The organism is Shewanella sp. AS16 (assembly GCF_021412365.1).
GTDB lineage: Bacteria > Pseudomonadota > Gammaproteobacteria > Enterobacterales > Shewanellaceae > Shewanella > Shewanella salipaludis.
Genome location: NZ_JAKCLK010000005.1, coordinates 21,807 through 41,089 on the forward strand (window position 1 = coordinate 21,807; position 19,283 = coordinate 41,089).

Below are 19,283 nucleotides of genomic sequence, written 5' to 3' on the forward strand. Positions count from 1 at the left end.
ACTTATCTATAACTTATGTAACGACTCGCCGTAAAAAAGCGCTTAATAATACATGGTTTCTCATTTTCCATCAATCGACTAATGTGTTTTATGGCTATCTCGGTGAAGATGGCAATGAAAAATCCCGTCTGTGTTTGAGGTGGTTCATTATTTCATGCAGTCGTCATGATTATTTTTCCGGCCGGCTTGGTGGGCCGGAAACGCCCGGAATGATGTTGGATATGAGAGGGCTAAAACCATTCGCTGATTTTTGCTTAGTGGCTCTATTTTTTAGATTTTTAGGCTCTCGAGTGGCGTATCTTCTTTAATTTGATCCTTGGCTGGCATAAAAAGTTATTTAATCGACGTATAAATGATAGCGTCAAAAAAATGACCCTCATGATTGCAGTGTTATTAACCTATCTTCTATTTCTCTTTTATTTCACGCTGTTGACGCTCATAAAAGGCGTGATGCATCAGAGTGATAACATATTATTTACATCGGCATGGAAACTGACTTCATTCGAGTGACGCTATTTAGCTGAAACCTGTCGGGATTAATTTTAGCGGCCGTTCTTGACTTAAATATTATTTCACTTTAACCTTTTGCGGCACTAAAAATTAGGATTATTGATTAGTCATCAACGGATGTGATTGTTTGCTAGGAGCGTTAAGTGCGTCATAGGGATATGTTGCTTGAATTGTCTGTTATTAGTTACCATCGCCTTTCTCCTCGTCAGTTAGCGGTTAAACGCTTCGGTACGCAAGGCGGAACTCTGGGACGCTCGGAACAGGCCGATTGGTGTTTACCCGATCCGGAACGTGTCGTTTCTGGCATCCATGCGCAAATCACTTTCAGTCAGGATGAATTTGTCATCACTGATCTGTCGACCAATGGGTTATTTCTCAATCGCGGCATAGAGCCTATCGGACAAGATAATCGCGCCACCCTGAGTGACGGCGATGTCCTGTGTCTGGGTGACTATGAAATCAAAGTCGCGATAGTCGATGAGTCGGCCGGCACAGTGTCGCCGCTGTTCAGCGCAGAGCAACCTCAATCAGTACCCCAGGCAGTGCCTGGAGCCGCTGCCGCTGCGGCAATTCCCCATGCCGGTCTGGCGTTGGCCGATATCGCCAAACCCCATCCTCATTCCAGCGAACTGTCCTTGGGGACAGAGATGCCGGAACTGGATCCTCTGACTCAACACTTCATGCCGCCGAGCAGCCTGATCCCAGATGACTGGGAAGATGATTGGGAAGGTGAATGGGCCAACGCCGCGGCAACGCCCCGGCTGTCGGAACCCAGGTTGTCGGAACACCAAATGCCAGCATCCGCCTTGTCAGCGCAAAACCCACTCCCTCAGCATGACAGGCAGGCGCTGCTGTCGCATTCGGCCGCGCCTCAGGGCGCCGGTGATGCGCGTCTGGCGTTCCTGCAGGGGTTGGGTTTAACAGATTGCGAGCAGTATTTGGCTTACCCTGATGCTTGGTGGGGACAACTTGGCAATGCCTTGCAAGAGTCTTTGTCGGGCATATTGCAAATCATGCGTGCCAGATCCGAGATTAAGAATACCTTCAGGGTGAATCAAACCACGTTCCAACAACGTGAAAACAATCCTTTGAAATTTTCGGCCGGCATAGAAGATGCTTTCCATAACTTATTCAATCGTCCAAGCAACAGCTTCATGCCGGCAAAGCAGGCGATAAGAGAAGCCTTTTTGGATATAGAACAACACGAAGCTGCCATTATTGCCGGTGCTAAAGGGGCGGTAAATGGGGTGTTGAGCCAATTATCGCCGTTGGAAATAGAGAAGCGGGATTATGCTTCCTCATTCCTGGATAAAGTCAATCCGGCACAGCGTCAGGCGAGATATTGGAATGTTTATCAGTCCATGCACCAGGATTTGTCCTCTGAGCTTGGCAAAATGGATAAGAAAGTCGTGAGTGATGATTTCATTCATGCCTATGAAGAGTTTATGAAAGCACGTTAAAGAAGCGTCGTTCTCGATATATTCAGTAGCAGCATTTCGAAGGGAGTAGCATCAATGAACAGAGTAGTTTCAGGGGCCGTAATGGCCATTTTTGTCATGGCGTTAACCGGCTGTCAGGCGGTATATTCGACCTTTCCTCCGTCAACCACATTAAATTTCAGGATAGCCGAAGATATCAATCCAGATATAGAGGGACGTCCTTCGCCTGTCATAGTGAATATCTATGAATTATCTTCTAAAACGGTATTTGAGAACCAAGACTTTTTTGCCCTATACGATAATGCCGACGAGACCCTGAGAACCGATTTAATCAAGAAAGATGAGCTGGTATTTGAACCCAGTTCACGTCTGGAATATGAGATGTTTCTGCAGCCGACGACCAAGGCCGTCGCCGTGCTCGTGGCCTACCGGGATATCGAAGGCGCACGTTGGCAGGCCGTGGTCGATGTCGATCCTACCGGGTACGATGATGCTTATGTCTATGTCGATAAGCTTGCCGTGTACATCAGGGAACACGATGCCGAAGTGCGCAAGCATTAATGTGGCTGCAGGAGAAGGGTAGATGAGTGAATTCAGCAAGATAGCCTGGACCGAAGGTGTCTTTTTACGGCCGCAGCATTTTCAGCAGCAAGAACGTTATTTTACCAACACACAGCAAAAACGTCAGCTCATGCAGTCGCCCTGTTCATGGGGCGTTTCAGAATGCGAGTTGGACGCTCAGCTGCTCAAGTTTGCTCAGTTCGGCATCACTTCCCTGACGGGGATCTTGCCCGATGGAACCGTGCTCGAACTGCCGGAAAATGACTTTCTGCCGGCGGCGATAGCCGTTCCCAAGGGCTGTCGCGATCAACTCGTGTTCCTCTGTCTGGCATTCGAAAAAACCAACGGCCTGGATATCGCCCCGGCGGATAGTGGGAATATCACCCGCTTCCACTTCTTCGATAAGGCCGTGGCTGACAACAGCCTGGCGGAAGAAAGCACTGAGATGATCCAATTGGCGAAATTGCGCCTGGTGCTGAAGCTCGAGAGTGAAGACAGGGGCGGCTATGTGTCCATGCCCATCGCCTGTATTCGGGAGGTCAGCGAGCAGGGCGAGGTCAAGCTGGACAAGAAATTCATCCCCCCCAGCCTCAATGTGCAACGCGATGCCGAGCTGAGTGGTTTCATTCATGAAACCCTGGGCATGCTGAGGCAGAGGGCCGAAGCTTTGGCGGCGCGGATTTCTAAGGGGCAGGGCAATGCCAACTCGATTGCGGATTTTTTGATGTTGCAGGTGCTCAATCGCTATGAGCCCATGTTCAAGCACCTGAAACAGAGCGATGGCCTGCATCCGGAGCGCCTGTATCTGCTCAGTGTGGCCATGTTGGGTGAGCTGGCGACCTTCACCAGCAAGGAGAAGCGCTGCCCGGATTTTCCAAGCTATCAGCATCTCGAGTTGTCGTCTGTCTTTGGCAATCTGTCGGTGATCCTGAATCAGACGCTCAGCGTGGTGTTGGAGCAGACGGCGATGGCATTGCCCATAGAGCAGGCGAAATTCGGCATCATGGTGTCACCTCTGACCGACAAGACCTTGCTGGAATATGCCCAGTTTGTCCTGGCGGTCAGTGCCGATCTCCCGGCCGATGACATACGCAAACACCTGCCGGCCAGGTTGAAAATTGGCCCGGTAGAACACATAAGGGAGCTGGTTAACAACCAACTTCCCGGCATAGCCGTCAGCAGCCTGCCGGTGGCACCCAGACAGGTGCCATACCATGCCGGCTTCCATTATTTCCAACTGGATAAAACCGGTATCTATTGGGAAAGGTTGGTTAATAGTGGCGGTATTGCCTTGCATCTTTCTGGAAATTATCCAGGCCTCAAGCTGGAGCTTTGGGCGATAAAGTCTTGATATTAAATCATATCCAAGGCATTAGATTTAGTGATATATGGTTAACAGGGAAAAGTGACTATGTCAGATAAAACAGTAATTAAACCCAGGCCCGGTGCCCGGGCGGGGAAGGTTCCGCCGGCGCCGGCGGCGAAAGACAATGACAGTCACGCTAACGACAAGACGCAACTGGCGGTGCCCAATGAACAGTATGGCGCGCAACATAAGCCGACCCAGTTATCCGTCAGCGACAATGTGCTGATCGACGATGCCGGGACCTTGATCTCCCTGATCTCCCCCATTCGCAGCACCAGGCAGCATCAGGATGCGCTTGGGCTGAAGAAGCAGTGTGTCCTGTTAATTCAGCAATATGAACAGCAGCTGCGGGCCAAGCAGATAGGCTCGGAATTGATAGAGCGCGCCCGTTATTGCATGTGTTGCTTCATAGATGAAGTGGTGCTCAATACCAACTGGGGCGGCAACAGCGATTGGGCGACCGAGAGCTTACTCTCGACCTTCCACAATGAAACCTTCGGCGGCGAGTACTTTTTCACTCTGCTCGAGAGTGCGATCCTGGCACCCAGAGACAACCTCATGCTGCTCGAACTCCAGTATCTCTGCCTCTCCCTGGGATTTGTCGGCAAGATGCGGGTCGAAGATCATGGCTATGAGAAGCTGGAAACGATAAAGGACAGGGCATACAAGGCGATTCGCAGTCAGAGGGGAGAGCCTTCGAGAGAACTGTCACCCGGCTGGCGCTCGGATGTCAAGGAAGTCAACCGCCTGGAGAGCCGCTTCCCCTTATGGGTGCTTTGCTCCTTCATAGGCGTAGTGCTGCTCGGCGCCTATATGTATTTCAACTACCAGATCAATTTGCAATCGGATCAGATCAATCGCGAGCTGAATGCCTTGGTGGTTGCCGAGGAAGCGTTACCTGCCCAGAGCCAAATAGGCCACGACGGACTGCGGCTGCAACAATTGCTGCAAACCGAAGTCGGCATGGGCTTGCTGCAGGTGATGGAGCTGCCGGACAGGGTGCGTATTCGTGTCGGCTTACAGCATTTATTCACGCCGGGCGGCAGCGAAATCAACGAGAGTTTCCTGCCCGTGGTGGTCAAGATTGCCAGGGCATTGGAGGGCACCGAAGGCCGTATCCTAGTCAACGGCTACACGGATGACTTGCCGATATTTACCAGTAGATATCCGTCAAACTGGCACTTGTCCTTGGCCCGCGCCAACGTGATGGCCGAAAGTCTGGCGGCCGGCGCCAATCTCCATGGTCGCCTGCAACCCGAAGGCCGGGGAGAAGCGGATCCGATCGTACCCAATGACAGCCCTGCGAACCGGGCACTCAATCGTCGTGTTGAAATTGACCTGTTGAAATAGAGACGTCGACCAAGGAAGACAGTAATGAAGGTAAAAGGAATAATGGATGCCATCCTGAGGGTAATAAAGTCTGCTTTATTTATTACCCTGTTAGGTGTGCTGGCATTGGCGTTGCTCATTTGGTTCGGTGGTCCGCTCGTCGCTATCGCCGGTGTGGAGCCGCTGGTGTCCAGCAGCGCCAGGCTTATCACCCTGCTCGCCCTGGCGTTGGTCTGGGGCACGAGTCACTATATCAAGCGCACCAGAGAGCTGAAGAATCATAACCAAGCGGTCGAATCTCTGCTGAGCAGCGATGAACAGCAACAGGATGAGCTGGCCAAGCGCGACATAGAGATTCTGACGACCCGGATGCAGAAGGCGTTGGAGATCCTCAAGCATGCGCGCTTCAGCAATGCCAGGGACATATATCAATTGCCCTGGTACATGCTGATCGGTGCTCCGGGCTCGGGCAAGACCACCACGCTGCACAACTCAGGGCTGGAATTCCCGCTGATGGAACAAATGGGCGTGGATGCCATCAGTGGCATTGGCGGCACCCGTCAGTGCGATTGGTGGTTTACCAATGAAGCCGTATTGATAGATACGGCGGGACGCTATACGACCCAAGATAGCCATGCGTCGCAGGATTCCTCCGCCTGGCAGGGGTTCCTCGGCTTGTTGCGTAAATACCGTCCCCGCCGCCCCATCAATGGGGTATTGGTCTTTGTCAGTCTGTCGGATCTGCTGGCGCAGACCCGTACCGAGCGTAATTTACACGCCAGAGCCATAAAGCAAAGGATCCAGGAACTTCAGAGTCAACTTGGGATGACATTCCCTGTCTATGTCATGTTCACCAAGGCAGATCTGGTTGCCGGCTTCACCGAATTTTTTGCCGATTTGAGTGCAGAAGACAGAGATCAGGTATGGGGCATGACCTTCTCGGCCCAACATGCCGAGAGTGAGAATGGCGTGGTCGCCCAGTTTAACCGTGAGTTCCATGCGCTGATCAATCGCCTCTATCAAGGGCTGTTCACTCGTCTGCAGCATGAAAGGGACGGCGAGAGCCGCAGTTCCATCTATGAATTTCCACGACAACTGCGGCTGTTACAGAGTGCCGCCGACGACTTTCTGAAGGAGATCTTCTCCCGCAATCCATTCGAGAAGCCGACCATGTTGCGCGGTGTCTATATCACCAGTGCCACTCAGCAAGGGGTACCGATCGACAGGATCATGAAACAGGTCGGTGGCAACTATGGCTTGGAAGAACCGCCGCTGAGGCAACAGACGGGTGAAGGCAAAGGCTTCTTCATTCGCCGCTTCTTCGAAGACATCATCATCCCGGAGCGGGATCTGGCGACGGTTAACCTGAAGCATAAGACCAAGCATACCTGGATAAGACATGGGGTGCTGGCCGTTACCACTCTGGTGGCGTCCTGGATGCTGTATGCCTGGTATGACAGCTATAGCTGGAACCAGCAATTGATCAACGATGCGACCCTGTCCGTCGAGCGCTATCGGGTCTCGACCCAGGCCAGGGCAGATCTGCTGTCGCTGAACGAGCAACTGAGCATTCTCAGAGACATGCCGGCGGGTTATGCGGGTGTGTTGCCCGAAGGTGGCCCCAAGAATCTCGGGCTGTATCAGGGGGATAAGCTTGGACAGTCGGCTCAGTCGGCCTATCAGAAGGCGCTGCGGGCAGCACTCCTGCCCGAGTTGCTCGGTAACCTGACAGATGAAATGGAAGTCAACAGTCAGCACAGGGATTACCTCTACGAGACCTTGAAGACCTATCTTATGCTGTTCCATTCGGAACACTTCGATGCCGAGTTGGTCAGCTCCTGGTATGAACTCTATCTGTCACGCAAGTTGGCCGGCGACGTTAACTTGCCCGTGAGACTGTCATTGCAGGGACATATGACGGCGCTGCTGGCTTCGGGAGTGCAGGCCAGCCAGTATGACGACACTGCGATCGCCGCCGCCAGAGAGCTGTTGATGACAGTGCCCCTGGCCGAGCGTGCCTATCAGCGCATTCGCACCGAACTGATGAAGAGCCGCATTCCCGACTTCAGGTTGTCCGATGTGCTGGGAACCGATGGCGTGAATGTGATAGTGCGCAAGAGTGGTCAGCCGCTGCAGCAGGGGATCCCGGGTCTGTACACATACCAGGGGTTCCACGGCGTATTTAACATAGAAAAGCGCCGCATCATCAAGAACCTGCTGGAAGACAACTGGGTCTACGGCGACATAGATGAAGACAAGGATGAGGTCGCCGAGGCAGAACTCTCGGCTCAGGTAACGGACAAGTATCTGCGTGATTACACTTACCTTTGGCAGCAACTGCTGGATGATATCCAGGTCAAACCCATTGCCAACGTCGAGCAGGGACTCAATGTGACCAAGGTGCTCGCAGGTCCGGAGCAACCCATACAGAGTCTGATCAAGGCCTTCCAGCAGAATACCAGGCTGACGTCATTGCCCGAGTCTGCCGAGCTCAACATGACGCTGGATGTCGCCGGCAAGGTGGCGGATACCAAATTCTCATCGCAGAAATCCAGGTTGGGTCGTCTGCTGCCGGATGAGATGCCCGACATGAGCAAGCAACTTCCGGGGAAAAAGGTGGAACTGGCCTTCCATGAGCTGTTGCAGATAGGTGCGCCCCAGCTGGAGCAGATAGCCCTGACCAGCCAGAAGTACTATGCCTACCTGGAACGCCTGTATGTGCCGGGTGGTATGGCGATGCAAGCCTATACCAATCAGAGAGATAACAAGGATGCCAGCGAGCTGACCGTCATGTTGCGGCGATTGCGCAGTGACGTGCCGCCGCCTTTCTCCGATTGGCTGGGGGAGATTTCCAACGATACGGCCCAGCTGTTCGCCCAGGGCAGTCGAGCGCATATCAACGAAGCCTGGAAGAGCAAGGTAGTGTCCGAGTACCGCAAGGCCATCTCGGGGCGTTATCCGCTGAGCAAGCGCAGCAGCAAAGAAATCAAGCTGCGCGATTTTGAACGCTTCTTCGGCTATGGCGGCACCTTGGATCAGTTCTTCAACGACTATCTGAGCCCGTTCGTCAACACCAATAAAGCCCAGTGGAGCTTCAAACAGGATATAGGCATCAGCGACAGGATCTTAAAGACCTTCCAGGCGGCCAGGCGGATACGTGCCACCTATTTTGAGGATGGCAGCCAAAAGCTGAAAGTGGGCTTCGGCTTGCGCCCCATATACCTGGATAGCCATATCACCCATCTGTTGGTGGAGCTGGACGGGCAAGAGCTGTCCTATCGACACGGACCCTCGAGGACGCGCCAATTTTCCTGGCCAGGTGATCGCGACAAGTTGCGTACCCGTCTGGTATTTACCCCGGCCAACTCAGGCTTGGCCGCCAATACCTCCTATGAGGGCGAGTGGTCCTGGTTCAGGTTACTCGATGAACTGACTCAGGAGAGACCCGAAACCAAGAAAGACAGGATCTTGTACCTCTCGGTGCAGGGCAACAAGGCGCGGCTGGAGTTGGTGCCGGACAGTGTGAATAACCCGTTTTGGAGCGGTGCATTGGAGGCCTTTAAGTGTCCGGAAACCCTGTGAAACCCATGATGGGGATCTGCGGCAAGATCCCCAGCCATGGCGATTTTCTTGCCCAGGATCTGCCCATAGATTTCATCGACAGCTGGAATGAATGGCTGCAGGCGGTGATGGCCGTGAGTCGTGAACAGCTGGCCGATGCCTGGCTGCCTGCCTATCTCACCAGCCCTGTATGGCATTTTGCCCTGTCCGGTGGCGTCTGTACCGAGTCACCCATGGTGGGCACGCTGATCCCCAGCGTGGATCTGGTGGGGCGGCATTTTCCTTTTACCCTGGCGGCGGCGGTCGATGTGTCGCCCATCCAGGCCTGGCAGCAGAAACAGCAGCATGCCCAGGCCGAAGAACTGATACTGCGCACCCTGGATGATGATTTCGAGTTGTCATCCTGGCTGGCCGAACTCAGCAGTCTGGACATGGCCTGGCCCACCGACAAGCGCATTACCACTTCGTCGGTCAATGAGCCCAATGCCAAGCAGGCCTGGGCCATCGAGGCGAATATAGACCTGAATTTACAGGGATTATTACATCAGAGCTATGTTCACCAGTTTGGCCGTTATTGCCTCTGGTGGACATCGGGTTCGGAGCGGGTAGCCCCCTGCCTGCTGGTGACCTCTGGCTTACCCCAAATTAGCCAATTCGCCGGCATGTTGGCCGGGGGATGGCAGCAATGGAATTGGCTGCCAAAGACGATAAAGTTTTAATATTGGATTGATTAATATGCAATTTTTGTCAGATACCCAGACACACAAAGGATTGGTGCGCAAGATCAACGAGGATGCCTGCCTGGCGCTGCCCGAGTCGGGTGTATGGGCCGTGGCCGATGGCATGGGCGGACATGAGGCCGGCGATGTTGCCAGCCAATTGGTGATGGACACCTTGAGTCGCGCCATTTCAAGGCATCCAGGCAATCCTTCGGTCGAGATGCTGACGGCCGCCTTGCATGAAGCCAATGCTGCCGTGTGCCGCTTTGCCGAAGAGCATCTGGATGGCCAAACTGCCGGTTCTACCGTGGTGGTGTTGTTCATCGAGCGGGGTCAGTATCACGTGCTCTGGGTGGGTGACAGCCGCTGTTACTTGCTCAGGGATAGACGACTCAGCCAGCTGAGCAGCGATCATAGCCAGGTCAACGAAATGGTACAGCAGGGACTGATCTCTGCCGATGAAGCCGAACATCATGAATTGGCGAATGTGATCACCCGTGCCATAGGGGTAGAACGCCGGATAGAAGTCGACCATATTTCCGGCTCGTGTTTGGCAGGCGATCTCTACCTGTTATGCACGGATGGCCTGAATAAAGAGATCCCCGACAATGAGATCGAGCAATATATGGGGCATGGCAGCATCGCCGAGGCAAATAAAGCCTTATTGCATTCGACCTTAGTGTCTGGTGCCAAAGACAATGTGACCTGTATTTTAGTGAGTATGAATGTATCCGGGATTGTGAGCGAATGCAGCAAAACGATACCGCTTTATTTGAAAACTAATGTGTAATACAATGGTCTTATTCAATACACTTAGACTAGCGTATTAGTGATACTTTTCAGGGATGAAATGACGCGTGATGGATTACGGTAATATAATAGATTTCGATAGTTTGGTTACACCCGTCAGCGAATCGACACCCGCTGGGGTAGATCCGCGCGCCGATGTGTCTCCCAGCTCCCAATATTATCGTCTCAAAGATATTCGCAGCCAAGCCAGGGCAAATGAAAGAACCCTCCTGGTAGAGGAAGACGATTTCCAATCACTCGTCGGAGATTGGCGCCCACTCGTAGATGAAATTCCTCAGGCGCTCTGTCATGAAGTTAAAGATCTGGAATTTTCCGCTTGGTTAATTGAAGCCTTATGTCGCGTCCATGGTTTTTTGGGATTGGCGATTGGCTTCAAGACGACGCATTTACTCATAGAACATTTCTGGGCCGATTTATTTCCCAGCCCGGATGAAGACGACATAGATTTTCGTGTCGCACCTCTGGTCGGCTTGAATGGCTATGATGGTGATGGCGCACTTATTACGCCAATCATGAGTATTCCTATTACCGAAAATACGGCATCCGGGTGCTTCGCTACCTGGCAATATGTTCGTGCCCTGGAACTTTCCCGCGAGAATGAAGACAAGCAAAAGAAGAAAACGGACAATGGCGTTGTCAATCTTGAGCAAATAAAGCGGGCCGTTGCCGAGTCTTCCGCTGAATTTTACCGTACGCTGGTAATCGAATTAAAAAGTGCAATTACTGAGTTTGAAATACTGTCCAATCAAATGGATAGTGCGATGGGAGGGGTGCCTCAACCCACGAGTTCAATCAGCAAAACCCTGCAGCAATGCCTGGATGCCGTTAACTATCTGGCCGCAGATAAATTAGCGACAGTTGCAGCCGTCGATGTTAATAGCACCGAATCCGATGCTGAAGCCATGGCTGCCCAAAGCGATGCTGTAAATCCTGTCGCAAAACAATTGCAAACCCGGCAACAGGTCATTCAAAGCCTGCAACAAGCGGCTGACTTTTTTCGCAAGACCGAGCCGCATTCCCCTATGTCATATTCGCTCGAACAGGTTATTCGTTGGAGTGGTTTAAGCCTACCTGAGTTGTTGCAAGAATTAATAGATGACGGCAACAGTCGCAGTGGGTATTTCAAACTGACGGGTATTTCTGAAAACAAATAGCCGTTAGTTATAGCCTAAGTGGAATACACACTGCGGCAACATCTTTTTAACAGGAGAACGTTAATGGAAAGTATTCATAGCAAATTATCTCGGGTGAGAAAACCCAGAGTACATATAACCTATGATGTTGAAACTGAAGGAGCATCAGTAAAAAAAGAGTTGCCTTTTGTTGTCGGCGTCATGGGGGATTTTGCCGGACAAAATACCGAAGCGCTTAAGCCACTCAAAGATCGTCGTTTCGTACAGATAGATCGCGATAATTTCGATGATGTACTGAGACGCATGAATCCAAAGCTGAGTTTCAAAGTCGACAATAAATTGGCCGATGATGACAGCCAATTCAATGTCGAGTTGGAGTTCAAGTCCATGCAGGACTTCGAACCTGCAGCGATTGTTAAACAGGTTGATCCACTGAATAAATTAATGGAAACCCGTAACAAGTTGCGTGATTTGATGACCAAAATCGACCGCTCAGAGGAATTGGAAAATATCCTGGAGCGAGTGCTTAATAGCAATGATGACCTGCAGAAATTGGCGCAGGAATTAAGCCTAGAGGATAAGTAACATGAGCACGGAAGCATTAGTCGAACAACATGATAACGCCGAACTGGAAGCTGCGTCTCTGCTGGACATGGCGATCGGGGCGACCAAGCAAACCGAGGCCACCCGCGCCGAGGAGCTGATCCGCACCCTGACCCAGGAAGCCATGAACGGCACCGTCAGTTGGAATAAAAACCTGACTGTCACTTTCAATGAAGCTATCCAGCGTCTGGATGCGGCCATTTCGACTCAACTGGCCGAGATCATGCACACGGATGCCTTTCAGAAGCTCGAGGGCTCCTGGCGCGGTCTGAATCATCTGGTGATGAATTCAGAAACCAATGCGACCATGAAAATTCGCCTGATGAGCATGTCGAAGAAAGAGCTATACAAAGATCTGAGCAAGGCGGTGGAATTCGATCAGAGCCAGACCTTCAAGAAGGTCTACGAGGCCGAGTTCGGCACGCCCGGCGGTGAACCCTATGGCGCCCTGATCGGTGACTATGAGTTTACCAATCATCCCGAAGATATTGAAACTCTGACCTATATGTCGAATGTGGCGGCGGCGGGCTTCTGCCCATTCCTGTCATCGGCATCACCGACCATGTTCGGTTTCGACGAATGGACCGAGCTGTCCAAACCCCGTGATTTGGAAAAAATCTTCGAATCCCTGGAATACACCAAGTGGCGCTCGTTCCGTGAGAGTGAAGATTCCCGTTTCGTGACCCTGACCATGCCAAGGGTTCTGGGCCGCTTGCCTTACGGCAGTGCGACCAGTCCTGTGGAAGAGTTTGGCTACGAAGAGTTCGACATAGATCCGGTCAAGGGGGTCGCCAAGACCACTGAGCATGCGGATTACTGCTGGATGAACGCCGCTTATGTCCTGGGCACGCGTTTGACCAACGCCTTCTCGCAATACAGCTTCTGTACCGCGATCCGCGGCGCCGAGGGGGGTGGCAAGGTCGAAGGTCTGCCGAGCCATATCTTCATGAGTGATGACGGTGATCCGGATCTGAAATGCCCGACCGAAATAGGCATCACCGACAGACGTGAAGCCGAGCTCGGCAAATTGGGCTTCCTGCCCTTATGCCATTACAAGAATACAGATTACGCCGTGTTCTTCGGTGCCCAGACGGCGCAGAAACCCAAGAAATACGACAGCCCGGAAGCCACGGCCAACGCGGCGATTTCTGCCCGTCTGCCTTACCTGATGGCGACCTCACGTTTCGCTCACTACCTGAAAGTGTTGGCGCGTGACAAGATCGGCAGCTTCATGGAAGCCGAAGACGTTGAAGTCTGGCTCAATCGCTGGATCCTCAGCTATGTCAACGCCTCCGAAGGCGGTGGTCAGGAAGTGCGTGCCCGTTACCCTCTGGCCGATGCCAAGGTGCAGGTAAAAGAAATCCCTGGTCGTCCAGGTTCTTACAATGCGGTTGCCTGGCTCAAGCCCTGGCTGCAGCTGGAAGAACTGTCAACCTCCTTGCGTTTGGTCGCCAAGATCCCGCAAGTCGGCGGTTAAGTCGGTGTCGTTCGGGTTCGGCCGCCGGCCGAACCCGATCTTTCTGCTTTGAGATAGTGTGGGGTAGGCATGTCCAGTGCGGTACGTTTTGTTCCTGAAGATATTTTTATCTCATTACAGAACACTCGAGGCAACAGCGACTCCGCCTATGCAGATATCACCCGCAGCGGGGTACTGGCGCGTTTTTTACGCGAAGAAAATGCGGCATCGGCCATATTGTATTGGCTTGAACATGTTGAAAATATAAAAGAAATAGACGTTAAGCTCATTGGGCCTTTGCTATGCCGGGCCATTGCCGCCATCGATGAGTTGATTAACGCCCAAGTGAATGAAATCTTGCACCATAAGACGCTGCAGGCGCTCGAAGCCAGCTGGCGCGGGATCTTGTATCTGACGGAGCAGGCGGAAGTTTATGACAGGGAACAGAAGGTCAAGGTCAGAGTGATTTCTCTGTCCTGGCTGGAGCTGTCAAAGGATATCGCCAGGGCCATAGATTTTGATCAGAGCGAATTTTTTAAGCTCATTTACAACAATGAATTCGATATGCCGGGGGGCGAGCCCTTCGGTGCCCTGATAGGGGATTACCAGATAAGTCATATCATCCGCCCAGGGCAGGTGAGTAACGATCTCGATACCCTGAAAGAAGTGGCCAGGACGGCGGCGGCGGCCTTTGCGCCTTTTCTTTGTGCCGCGCATCCCTCGCTGTTTGGGGTGGATAACTTCTCTGAGTTGGGGCAGGTTGCCGATATCAACAACCAATTCAAGCAACCCGAATACAGCAAGTGGCGCTCGTTGCGGGAGATGGAAGACGCCAGGTTTCTGGGCCTGGTGCTGCCTCAGGTGTTGCTGCGCAGCCCCTACAGGGACGACGGCTCGCGGGCCGAAGGCTTCGTGTTTAAGGAAAGCCTGGCCAAGCCGGAACAGGATTATCTCTGGGGCAATGCCGCGTTTGCCTTCGCCGCTGTCTTGGTCAGGGCCTATTGCGAGTCGGGCTGGTTCGGGCAGATCCGGGGGATGAAATCCGGCAGCCACAGTTTTGGTCTGGTGAGCGGCTTACCCGCTTGCCAATATGAGACCGACAGGTACCAGCGCAGCAACAAACCTTCGGTGAGTCTGCTCGTCAGCCACAGGTTCGAGGCCGAGCTGTCAGACAGTGGTTTTATTCCCCTGTCTGCCGTGCCCTACAGCGATTATTTTGCGTTTTACAACAACGCCTCGGTCCAGCAGGCCAAGGCCAGCGACAAACTGGTTGCCAACGTCAACCACAGGCTGTCCGCCATGCTGCAGTACATACTGTGCGTGGCTCGTTTTGCCCACTATGTCAAGGTGATAGGCAGGGACAAGGTGGGGGGCTATCACTCGGCACAGGAGTGTGAGCAGGACTTGCAGCGCTGGCTGCATAAATATACCACGGCGACGGAAGATGCCTCCGACGAGATCCGGGCGCGCTTTCCGCTGCGGGCGGCGAAGATACAGGTCAGGGAGAAACGGGGTCAGCCGGGACACTATTTTTCCATCATCCACCTGCAGCCGCATTTTCAATTGGATCAGATGGTGACGACGGTGAAGCTGGTGGCGGAACTGTCTCCCAAGCAACAAACAACAGCAATGGCATAAGGATTAGCATGAAAAAGTTGAACGAGTTGGTGAAACAGGGAAGTCTGGATCTCGCCTGCGAACATTGTGAGAAAGGCCTGCGCGAGGATCCCCTGAACGGCGATTTGCGGGCCGCCTATATCGAACTGCTCTGCATCAGAGGCGATCTCAGCCAGGCCGATGCCCAGTTGGACATGATGGTGAGACAGCACCCGGATTTCCTGCTCGGTGCCGTCAACCTGCGCCAGTTGATCCGTGCCGATCAGGCCAGGCGCGACTTCTACCAGGGTGGTATGACGGCGACCCTGTTCCAGGGCGCAGATGCCATGTTTGAACATACCCTGAAACTCAATCTGGCACTCAAAGAGGCAGATTTCACTGCCGCGACACAGCTCGCCGGCGAACTGGAACAGCAACGTGACAAGGCGCCGCTGGAACTCAACGGCCAGATTGTGACCGATGTGCGTGACTTGGACGACGTGCTGGGGGGCTATGTTGAAGTCTTTGGTACCGACGGCAAGTTTTATCTGGCCAAGTTCGCCGAGATAGCTTCGTTGTCGCTGCATAAACCCACCTCGCTGATCGAGCTGGTTTGGCGCAAGGCCGAGATTGCCATCATAGATGGTCCCAGCGGTGAAGCCTTCCTGCCGCTGACCTATGTCGGCAGCAGTGAAGAGAGTGCCCTGCTGGGCCGGGACACGGATTGGCTGGCCCAAGGGGAGATGCTGGCGACCGGCCTGGGACAGAAGATGTGGCTGGTTGGCGACAATGCCATGCCGCTCTCCGAGCTGACAAGCCTGGAGCGTCAGGCGGCAGCGTCCCTGCAGAGTGTGTCTTGAGCGCCGTTGCAGAGAATTGACCTGTGAAGATTAGCAACAAACACACATTGCAGATGTCGGTACTGGACCGGCTGATAGATGACGCGCCGGGGGAGAGCGACACAGGGCGTTCCCGCCGCAGTTTCGATCTTAAGGCCCTGCGCGCCAGTGTGAAACGGGATCTGGAAAACCTGCTCAACAGCCGGGTGCAATGGCATATCTGGCCCGACTGTTATCAGGAACTGGACCAGAGTTTGTTGAATTACGGCCTGCCGGATTTCTCCGTGATGGTGGTCGATACCGAGCAGGGCAGAGCCAAATTATGCCGCGCGGTGGAGCAGACGATTCGGCGTTTCGAACCCAGGTTCATCGACGTCGAAGTGGTGCTCATCGAAAATGAAGACGCCATAGACAGGGTGTTGCGATTGAGGATCCAGGCGTTGCTGTATGCCGATCCGGAACCCGAACATATCATGTTCGATTCTGAGATCGAGCCTGTGCACCTGGGATTAAAGATAAAGGACTATCAATCATGAACGATGAATTGCTCAAGTATTACAATCGTGAACTGACCTTTATCCGTCGCATGGGCGCCGAATTTGCCGAGCAATATCCCAAGATTGCCGGGCGGCTGCGGATCACAGAAGAAAATGTCGAAGATCCCCATGTGTCGCGGCTTATTGAAGCCTTTTCCCTGTTGACGGCGCAGATCCGCCAGAAATTGGATGACAGCTTTCCGGAAGTCACAGATGCCTTATTGGGCCAGCTGTACCCGGACTACCAGGCGCCTATCCCCGCCTGTTCCATCCTGAAGATGACCAGCCAGAATCTGTCGACCTCGGGCATAGTGGTCGAGCGTGGCACTGAATTCGAAACTCAGGCCGATGGCTTGAAGCCTTGCCTGTTCAAGTCCTGTTACGCCACCGAAGTCTTGCCGCTGGAGGTGGTCAAGGCCGAATTCAAGAATGCGCCGTTCAAGGCGCCGACCCCCATGTCCCATAGGCAGATCAAGGCCGTCATCAAGCTGACGCTCGCCTGTGAATTCGACAATACGGCGATGCATGAACTGGGCTGCCGCAGATTACGCTTCTATCTCAATGGCCAGCGCCATCATGTCTATGCCCTGTATGAACTGCTGTTCAGGCAGGTGTTGAGCATAGGCATAGCCCCGGTCGGTGCCGAGGATAAGATACGTTACCTGCAGCCGAGGCACATAAAGAGTGTTGGCTTCGGCGACGATGAGCAAGTGGTGCCCTACAGCCAGAAAAGCTTCGCCGGCTATCGTCTGCTGGTGGAGCAATTCCTGTGTCCGGAGAAGTTTCTGTTCGTGGATCTCGACGAGCTGGACCCGGAGTGGTCCGGGATTGCCGATCAATTCGAGCTGTACTTTTACCTCGCCGAAGGGGCGCCCGAGCTCGAGCGTCATATCAACGCCGAGAGTTTTTTGCTCGGATGCACCCCGGTGATCAACCTGTTTTCGCAGAAGCTGGAGCCGATAAAGCTGTTGGCGTCGCAATACGAGTATCGCCTGGCGCCGGGTTACCTCGATGCCGATGTCTGCGAAGTCATTTCCATCGACAAGGTGGAAGCCTACGATCCCTTCGGCAACGAAGTCGTGTTGAATCCCTACTACAGCCAGGGACACCCGAATTACCTGCAGCAAGAAGACATGTTCTGGCATAGCCGCAGGGAGTTCGTCGATTGGGCCGGCGGCTATTCGGAAGCGGGCACGGAAATGTACCTGTCCGTGATAGATCGCAAGTTCAAGGGGGTGTCTGTCGAAGACACAGAGCAGGACTGGGTGATCCAGGTGACGGCTCAATGCAGCAACAGGAACCTGCCATCCTATCTGCCGTTCGGCGGTGGCGAGCCCAAGTTCAATATTCGCAGTCATGTGGATGTGATCAAGAGCGTGCAATGCCTGGTGGCCCCGACCATAAGTGTGCGGCCGGCGTTGCAGGAAAACAGTCGCTGGCAACTGGTCAATCACCTGACACTCAACAGTTTCACCGGTGAACGGGCGCTGGAGCGCTTGAAGGATACCCTCAAGCTGTATGATTTCCGCTGCACTCCCGAGTCCAAGGCCCTGATCGACGGCATAGTCGGCCTCAGCATAGGCCAGGGCAGTGCCAGGGTGAATCAGGGCGGACGGGTGGCTGTGTGCGCCGGTTCCGAGATCCGTCTCGAGTTCAGTCAGTCGGCCTATGCCGGCACCGGGGTTTACTTTTTCGCCAACATCTTGGATGTGTTTTTCGCCCAGTTCGCGGCCATCAACTCCTACACCCGACTGTCGATCAAGCTCAAAGAGCAGGAACAAATGTACCACACCTGGCCGGCCAGGGTCGGTGGACAGGTGTTGCTATGACCTTCACTCAGTTGCTCGAGCAGCCCGGCAGCGTCGATTTTTATCAGGCGGTGTATTTCCTGCAGCGTCAGCTGTCGGCCCAGGAACAGCAGTGGTACAGCGTCGGCCGCGATGCCTTTCCCGGGCAGGAATTGATCCGCTTCAAGTCGGTGCAGCACATGGGCTTCCCCGGGCAACCCATAAGTAAGATCGAAGCCACGGACTCGAGCTACCCAGACAAGTCCAGCCATGACATACATGTCAGTTTCATGGGGCTCACAGGGCCGTCCGGGGTCTTGCCGCAACATTATTCCGAGCTGATGTTGCAGCGCTTGAAGCAGCGTGACAGGTCGATGCGGGACTTCTTCGATCTCTTCAATCACAGGCTCATATCCCTCTATTACCGGGCATGGGAGAAGTATCGCTTTCCCTGCCAATACGAGAATCAGGCCGACAGCCAGGACTCCTTCAGCCAGGTGCTGACCAAGCTGGTCGGCACCCAGGCCTCCATGGGCTCCTATTACGCCGGCGCCTTCGCCACGGCGAACCGCGGTGCCCAACATCTGCAGCAGATGCTGACCGAATTGCTCGGCGCCAAGGTCAGCATCATTCCCCTGCAGGGGCGCTGGTTGACCCTGAATGATGAGGAGTGCAGCAGCTTGGCGAGCCGGTTACAACCCGAGGGCGTGAATGCCGAGTTGGGACGTTCCGCCATGTTGGGTCGCAGGGTGTGGGACATAGGCTCGGCCATAGATGTGCGCATCGAGGCAGAGTCTGAGGTGCTGAGCCGTCTCATGCCGGGGGAGAGTCTGTATGAGCTGGTCAAGGGCTTGTTGTCCCGGTATCTGGATCCCGTGATACGGACACGCATCAGCCTGTCGGGGCGTTATACCGACTTTGCCCGGGTACAACTGGGCTCGGGTCGGAACCGGCTCGGACAGATAGGACGTTTGAGTATTCGCAGCCATAGGCTGGAGAGTGCCAGCCAAGTCAGTTTTAAGCTGGCACGCAGTTAAT

15 protein-coding genes are annotated in these 19,283 nt (G+C 53.7%); all 15 read left to right on the forward strand.

Annotated elements, in window-relative coordinates:
• Positions 1-653: 653 nt before the first annotated feature.
• The 15 genes from tagH to tssG all read left to right on the forward strand — a co-directional run bounded on the left by tagH (position 654) and on the right by tssG (position 19,282).
• Positions 654-1,970, forward strand: coding sequence for a type VI secretion system-associated FHA domain protein TagH (gene tagH, locus LZP73_RS13410; RefSeq protein WP_234235524.1), 1,317 nt, complete (start codon positions 654-656; stop codon positions 1,968-1,970).
• 81 nt (positions 1,971-2,051) lie between these two features.
• Positions 2,052-2,510, forward strand: coding sequence for a type VI secretion system lipoprotein TssJ (tssJ, locus tag LZP73_RS13415; protein ID WP_234235525.1), 459 nt, complete (start codon positions 2,052-2,054; stop codon positions 2,508-2,510).
• A 22-nt stretch (positions 2,511-2,532) separates the two neighbouring features.
• Entirely contained in the window at positions 2,533-3,861 is a 1,329-nt protein-coding gene (gene tssK, locus LZP73_RS13420) for a type VI secretion system baseplate subunit TssK (protein ID WP_234235526.1), read from the forward strand.
• Positions 3,862-3,921: 60 nt separating this feature from the next.
• A complete protein-coding gene (gene tssL, locus LZP73_RS13425) occupies positions 3,922-5,226 on the forward strand; it encodes a type VI secretion system protein TssL, long form (protein ID WP_234235527.1) in 1,305 nt (434 codons plus the stop codon).
• 24 nt (positions 5,227-5,250) lie between these two features.
• Complete coding sequence (gene tssM / locus LZP73_RS13430; protein ID WP_234235528.1) at positions 5,251-8,787, forward strand: type VI secretion system membrane subunit TssM; 3,537 nt, start codon at positions 5,251-5,253, stop codon at positions 8,785-8,787.
• The gene (tagF, locus tag LZP73_RS13435; protein WP_234235529.1) at positions 8,769-9,485 is read left to right on the forward strand and encodes a type VI secretion system-associated protein TagF; all 717 of its coding nucleotides are present in this window, start codon (positions 8,769-8,771) and stop codon (positions 9,483-9,485) included. The genes tssM and tagF overlap by 19 nt, the downstream gene beginning before the upstream one ends.
• Before the next feature lie 16 nt (positions 9,486-9,501).
• Positions 9,502-10,275 (forward strand): PP2C family protein-serine/threonine phosphatase, encoded by a 774-nt coding sequence (locus tag LZP73_RS13440; protein ID WP_234235530.1) that lies wholly within the window; start codon positions 9,502-9,504, stop codon positions 10,273-10,275.
• A gap of 70 nt (positions 10,276-10,345) precedes the next feature.
• The gene (gene tssA, locus LZP73_RS13445) at positions 10,346-11,449 is read left to right on the forward strand and encodes a type VI secretion system protein TssA (protein ID WP_234235531.1); all 1,104 of its coding nucleotides are present in this window, start codon (positions 10,346-10,348) and stop codon (positions 11,447-11,449) included.
• A gap of 63 nt (positions 11,450-11,512) precedes the next feature.
• A complete protein-coding gene (tssB, locus tag LZP73_RS13450) occupies positions 11,513-12,013 on the forward strand; it encodes a type VI secretion system contractile sheath small subunit (RefSeq protein ID WP_234235532.1) in 501 nt (166 codons plus the stop codon).
• A 1-nt stretch (position 12,014) separates the two neighbouring features.
• Complete coding sequence (gene tssC, locus LZP73_RS13455; RefSeq protein ID WP_234235533.1) at positions 12,015-13,508, forward strand: type VI secretion system contractile sheath large subunit; 1,494 nt, start codon at positions 12,015-12,017, stop codon at positions 13,506-13,508.
• A gap of 69 nt (positions 13,509-13,577) precedes the next feature.
• Positions 13,578-15,125 carry a type VI secretion system contractile sheath large subunit gene (gene tssC, locus LZP73_RS13460; protein WP_234235534.1) on the forward strand — a complete coding sequence of 516 codons (1,548 nt, stop codon included), beginning with the start codon at positions 13,578-13,580 and terminating at the stop codon, positions 15,123-15,125.
• Between the two features lie 8 nt (positions 15,126-15,133).
• Positions 15,134-15,943 carry a type VI secretion system accessory protein TagJ gene (locus tag LZP73_RS13465; protein ID WP_234235535.1) on the forward strand — a complete coding sequence of 270 codons (810 nt, stop codon included), beginning with the start codon at positions 15,134-15,136 and terminating at the stop codon, positions 15,941-15,943.
• Positions 15,944-15,966: 23 nt separating this feature from the next.
• Positions 15,967-16,458: a type VI secretion system baseplate subunit TssE gene (gene tssE, locus LZP73_RS13470; protein ID WP_234235536.1), complete on the forward strand. Its 492-nt coding sequence runs from the start codon at positions 15,967-15,969 to the stop codon at positions 16,456-16,458.
• Positions 16,455-18,287: a type VI secretion system baseplate subunit TssF gene (tssF, locus tag LZP73_RS13475; protein WP_234235537.1), complete on the forward strand. Its 1,833-nt coding sequence runs from the start codon at positions 16,455-16,457 to the stop codon at positions 18,285-18,287. Before tssE ends, tssF begins: the two co-directional genes overlap by 4 nt.
• Positions 18,284-19,282: a type VI secretion system baseplate subunit TssG gene (gene tssG / locus LZP73_RS13480; protein WP_234235538.1), complete on the forward strand. Its 999-nt coding sequence runs from the start codon at positions 18,284-18,286 to the stop codon at positions 19,280-19,282. Before tssF ends, tssG begins: the two co-directional genes overlap by 4 nt.
• Position 19,283: the final 1 nt, after the last annotated feature.

What these genes read in the sequence shown, in the direction of transcription:
- tssJ (WP_234235525.1), top strand. Translation starts at nt 2,052, where the DNA reads ATGGCCATTTTTGTCATGGCGTTAACCGGCTGTCAGGCGGTATATTCG.
- tssK (WP_234235526.1), top strand. Translation starts at nt 2,533, where the DNA reads ATGAGTGAATTCAGCAAGATAGCCTGGACCGAAGGTGTCTTTTTACGG.
- tssL (WP_234235527.1), top strand. Translation starts at nt 3,922, where the DNA reads ATGTCAGATAAAACAGTAATTAAACCCAGGCCCGGTGCCCGGGCGGGG.
- tssM (WP_234235528.1), top strand. Translation starts at nt 5,251, where the DNA reads ATGAAGGTAAAAGGAATAATGGATGCCATCCTGAGGGTAATAAAGTCT.
- LZP73_RS13440 (WP_234235530.1), top strand. Translation starts at nt 9,502, where the DNA reads ATGCAATTTTTGTCAGATACCCAGACACACAAAGGATTGGTGCGCAAG.
- tssA (WP_234235531.1), top strand. Translation starts at nt 10,346, where the DNA reads ATGGATTACGGTAATATAATAGATTTCGATAGTTTGGTTACACCCGTC.
- tssB (WP_234235532.1), top strand. Translation starts at nt 11,513, where the DNA reads ATGGAAAGTATTCATAGCAAATTATCTCGGGTGAGAAAACCCAGAGTA.
- tssC (WP_234235533.1), top strand. Translation starts at nt 12,015, where the DNA reads ATGAGCACGGAAGCATTAGTCGAACAACATGATAACGCCGAACTGGAA.
- tssC (WP_234235534.1), top strand. Translation starts at nt 13,578, where the DNA reads ATGTCCAGTGCGGTACGTTTTGTTCCTGAAGATATTTTTATCTCATTA.
- LZP73_RS13465 (WP_234235535.1), top strand. Translation starts at nt 15,134, where the DNA reads ATGAAAAAGTTGAACGAGTTGGTGAAACAGGGAAGTCTGGATCTCGCC.
- tssF (WP_234235537.1), top strand. Translation starts at nt 16,455, where the DNA reads ATGAACGATGAATTGCTCAAGTATTACAATCGTGAACTGACCTTTATC.
- tssG (WP_234235538.1), top strand. Translation starts at nt 18,284, where the DNA reads ATGACCTTCACTCAGTTGCTCGAGCAGCCCGGCAGCGTCGATTTTTAT.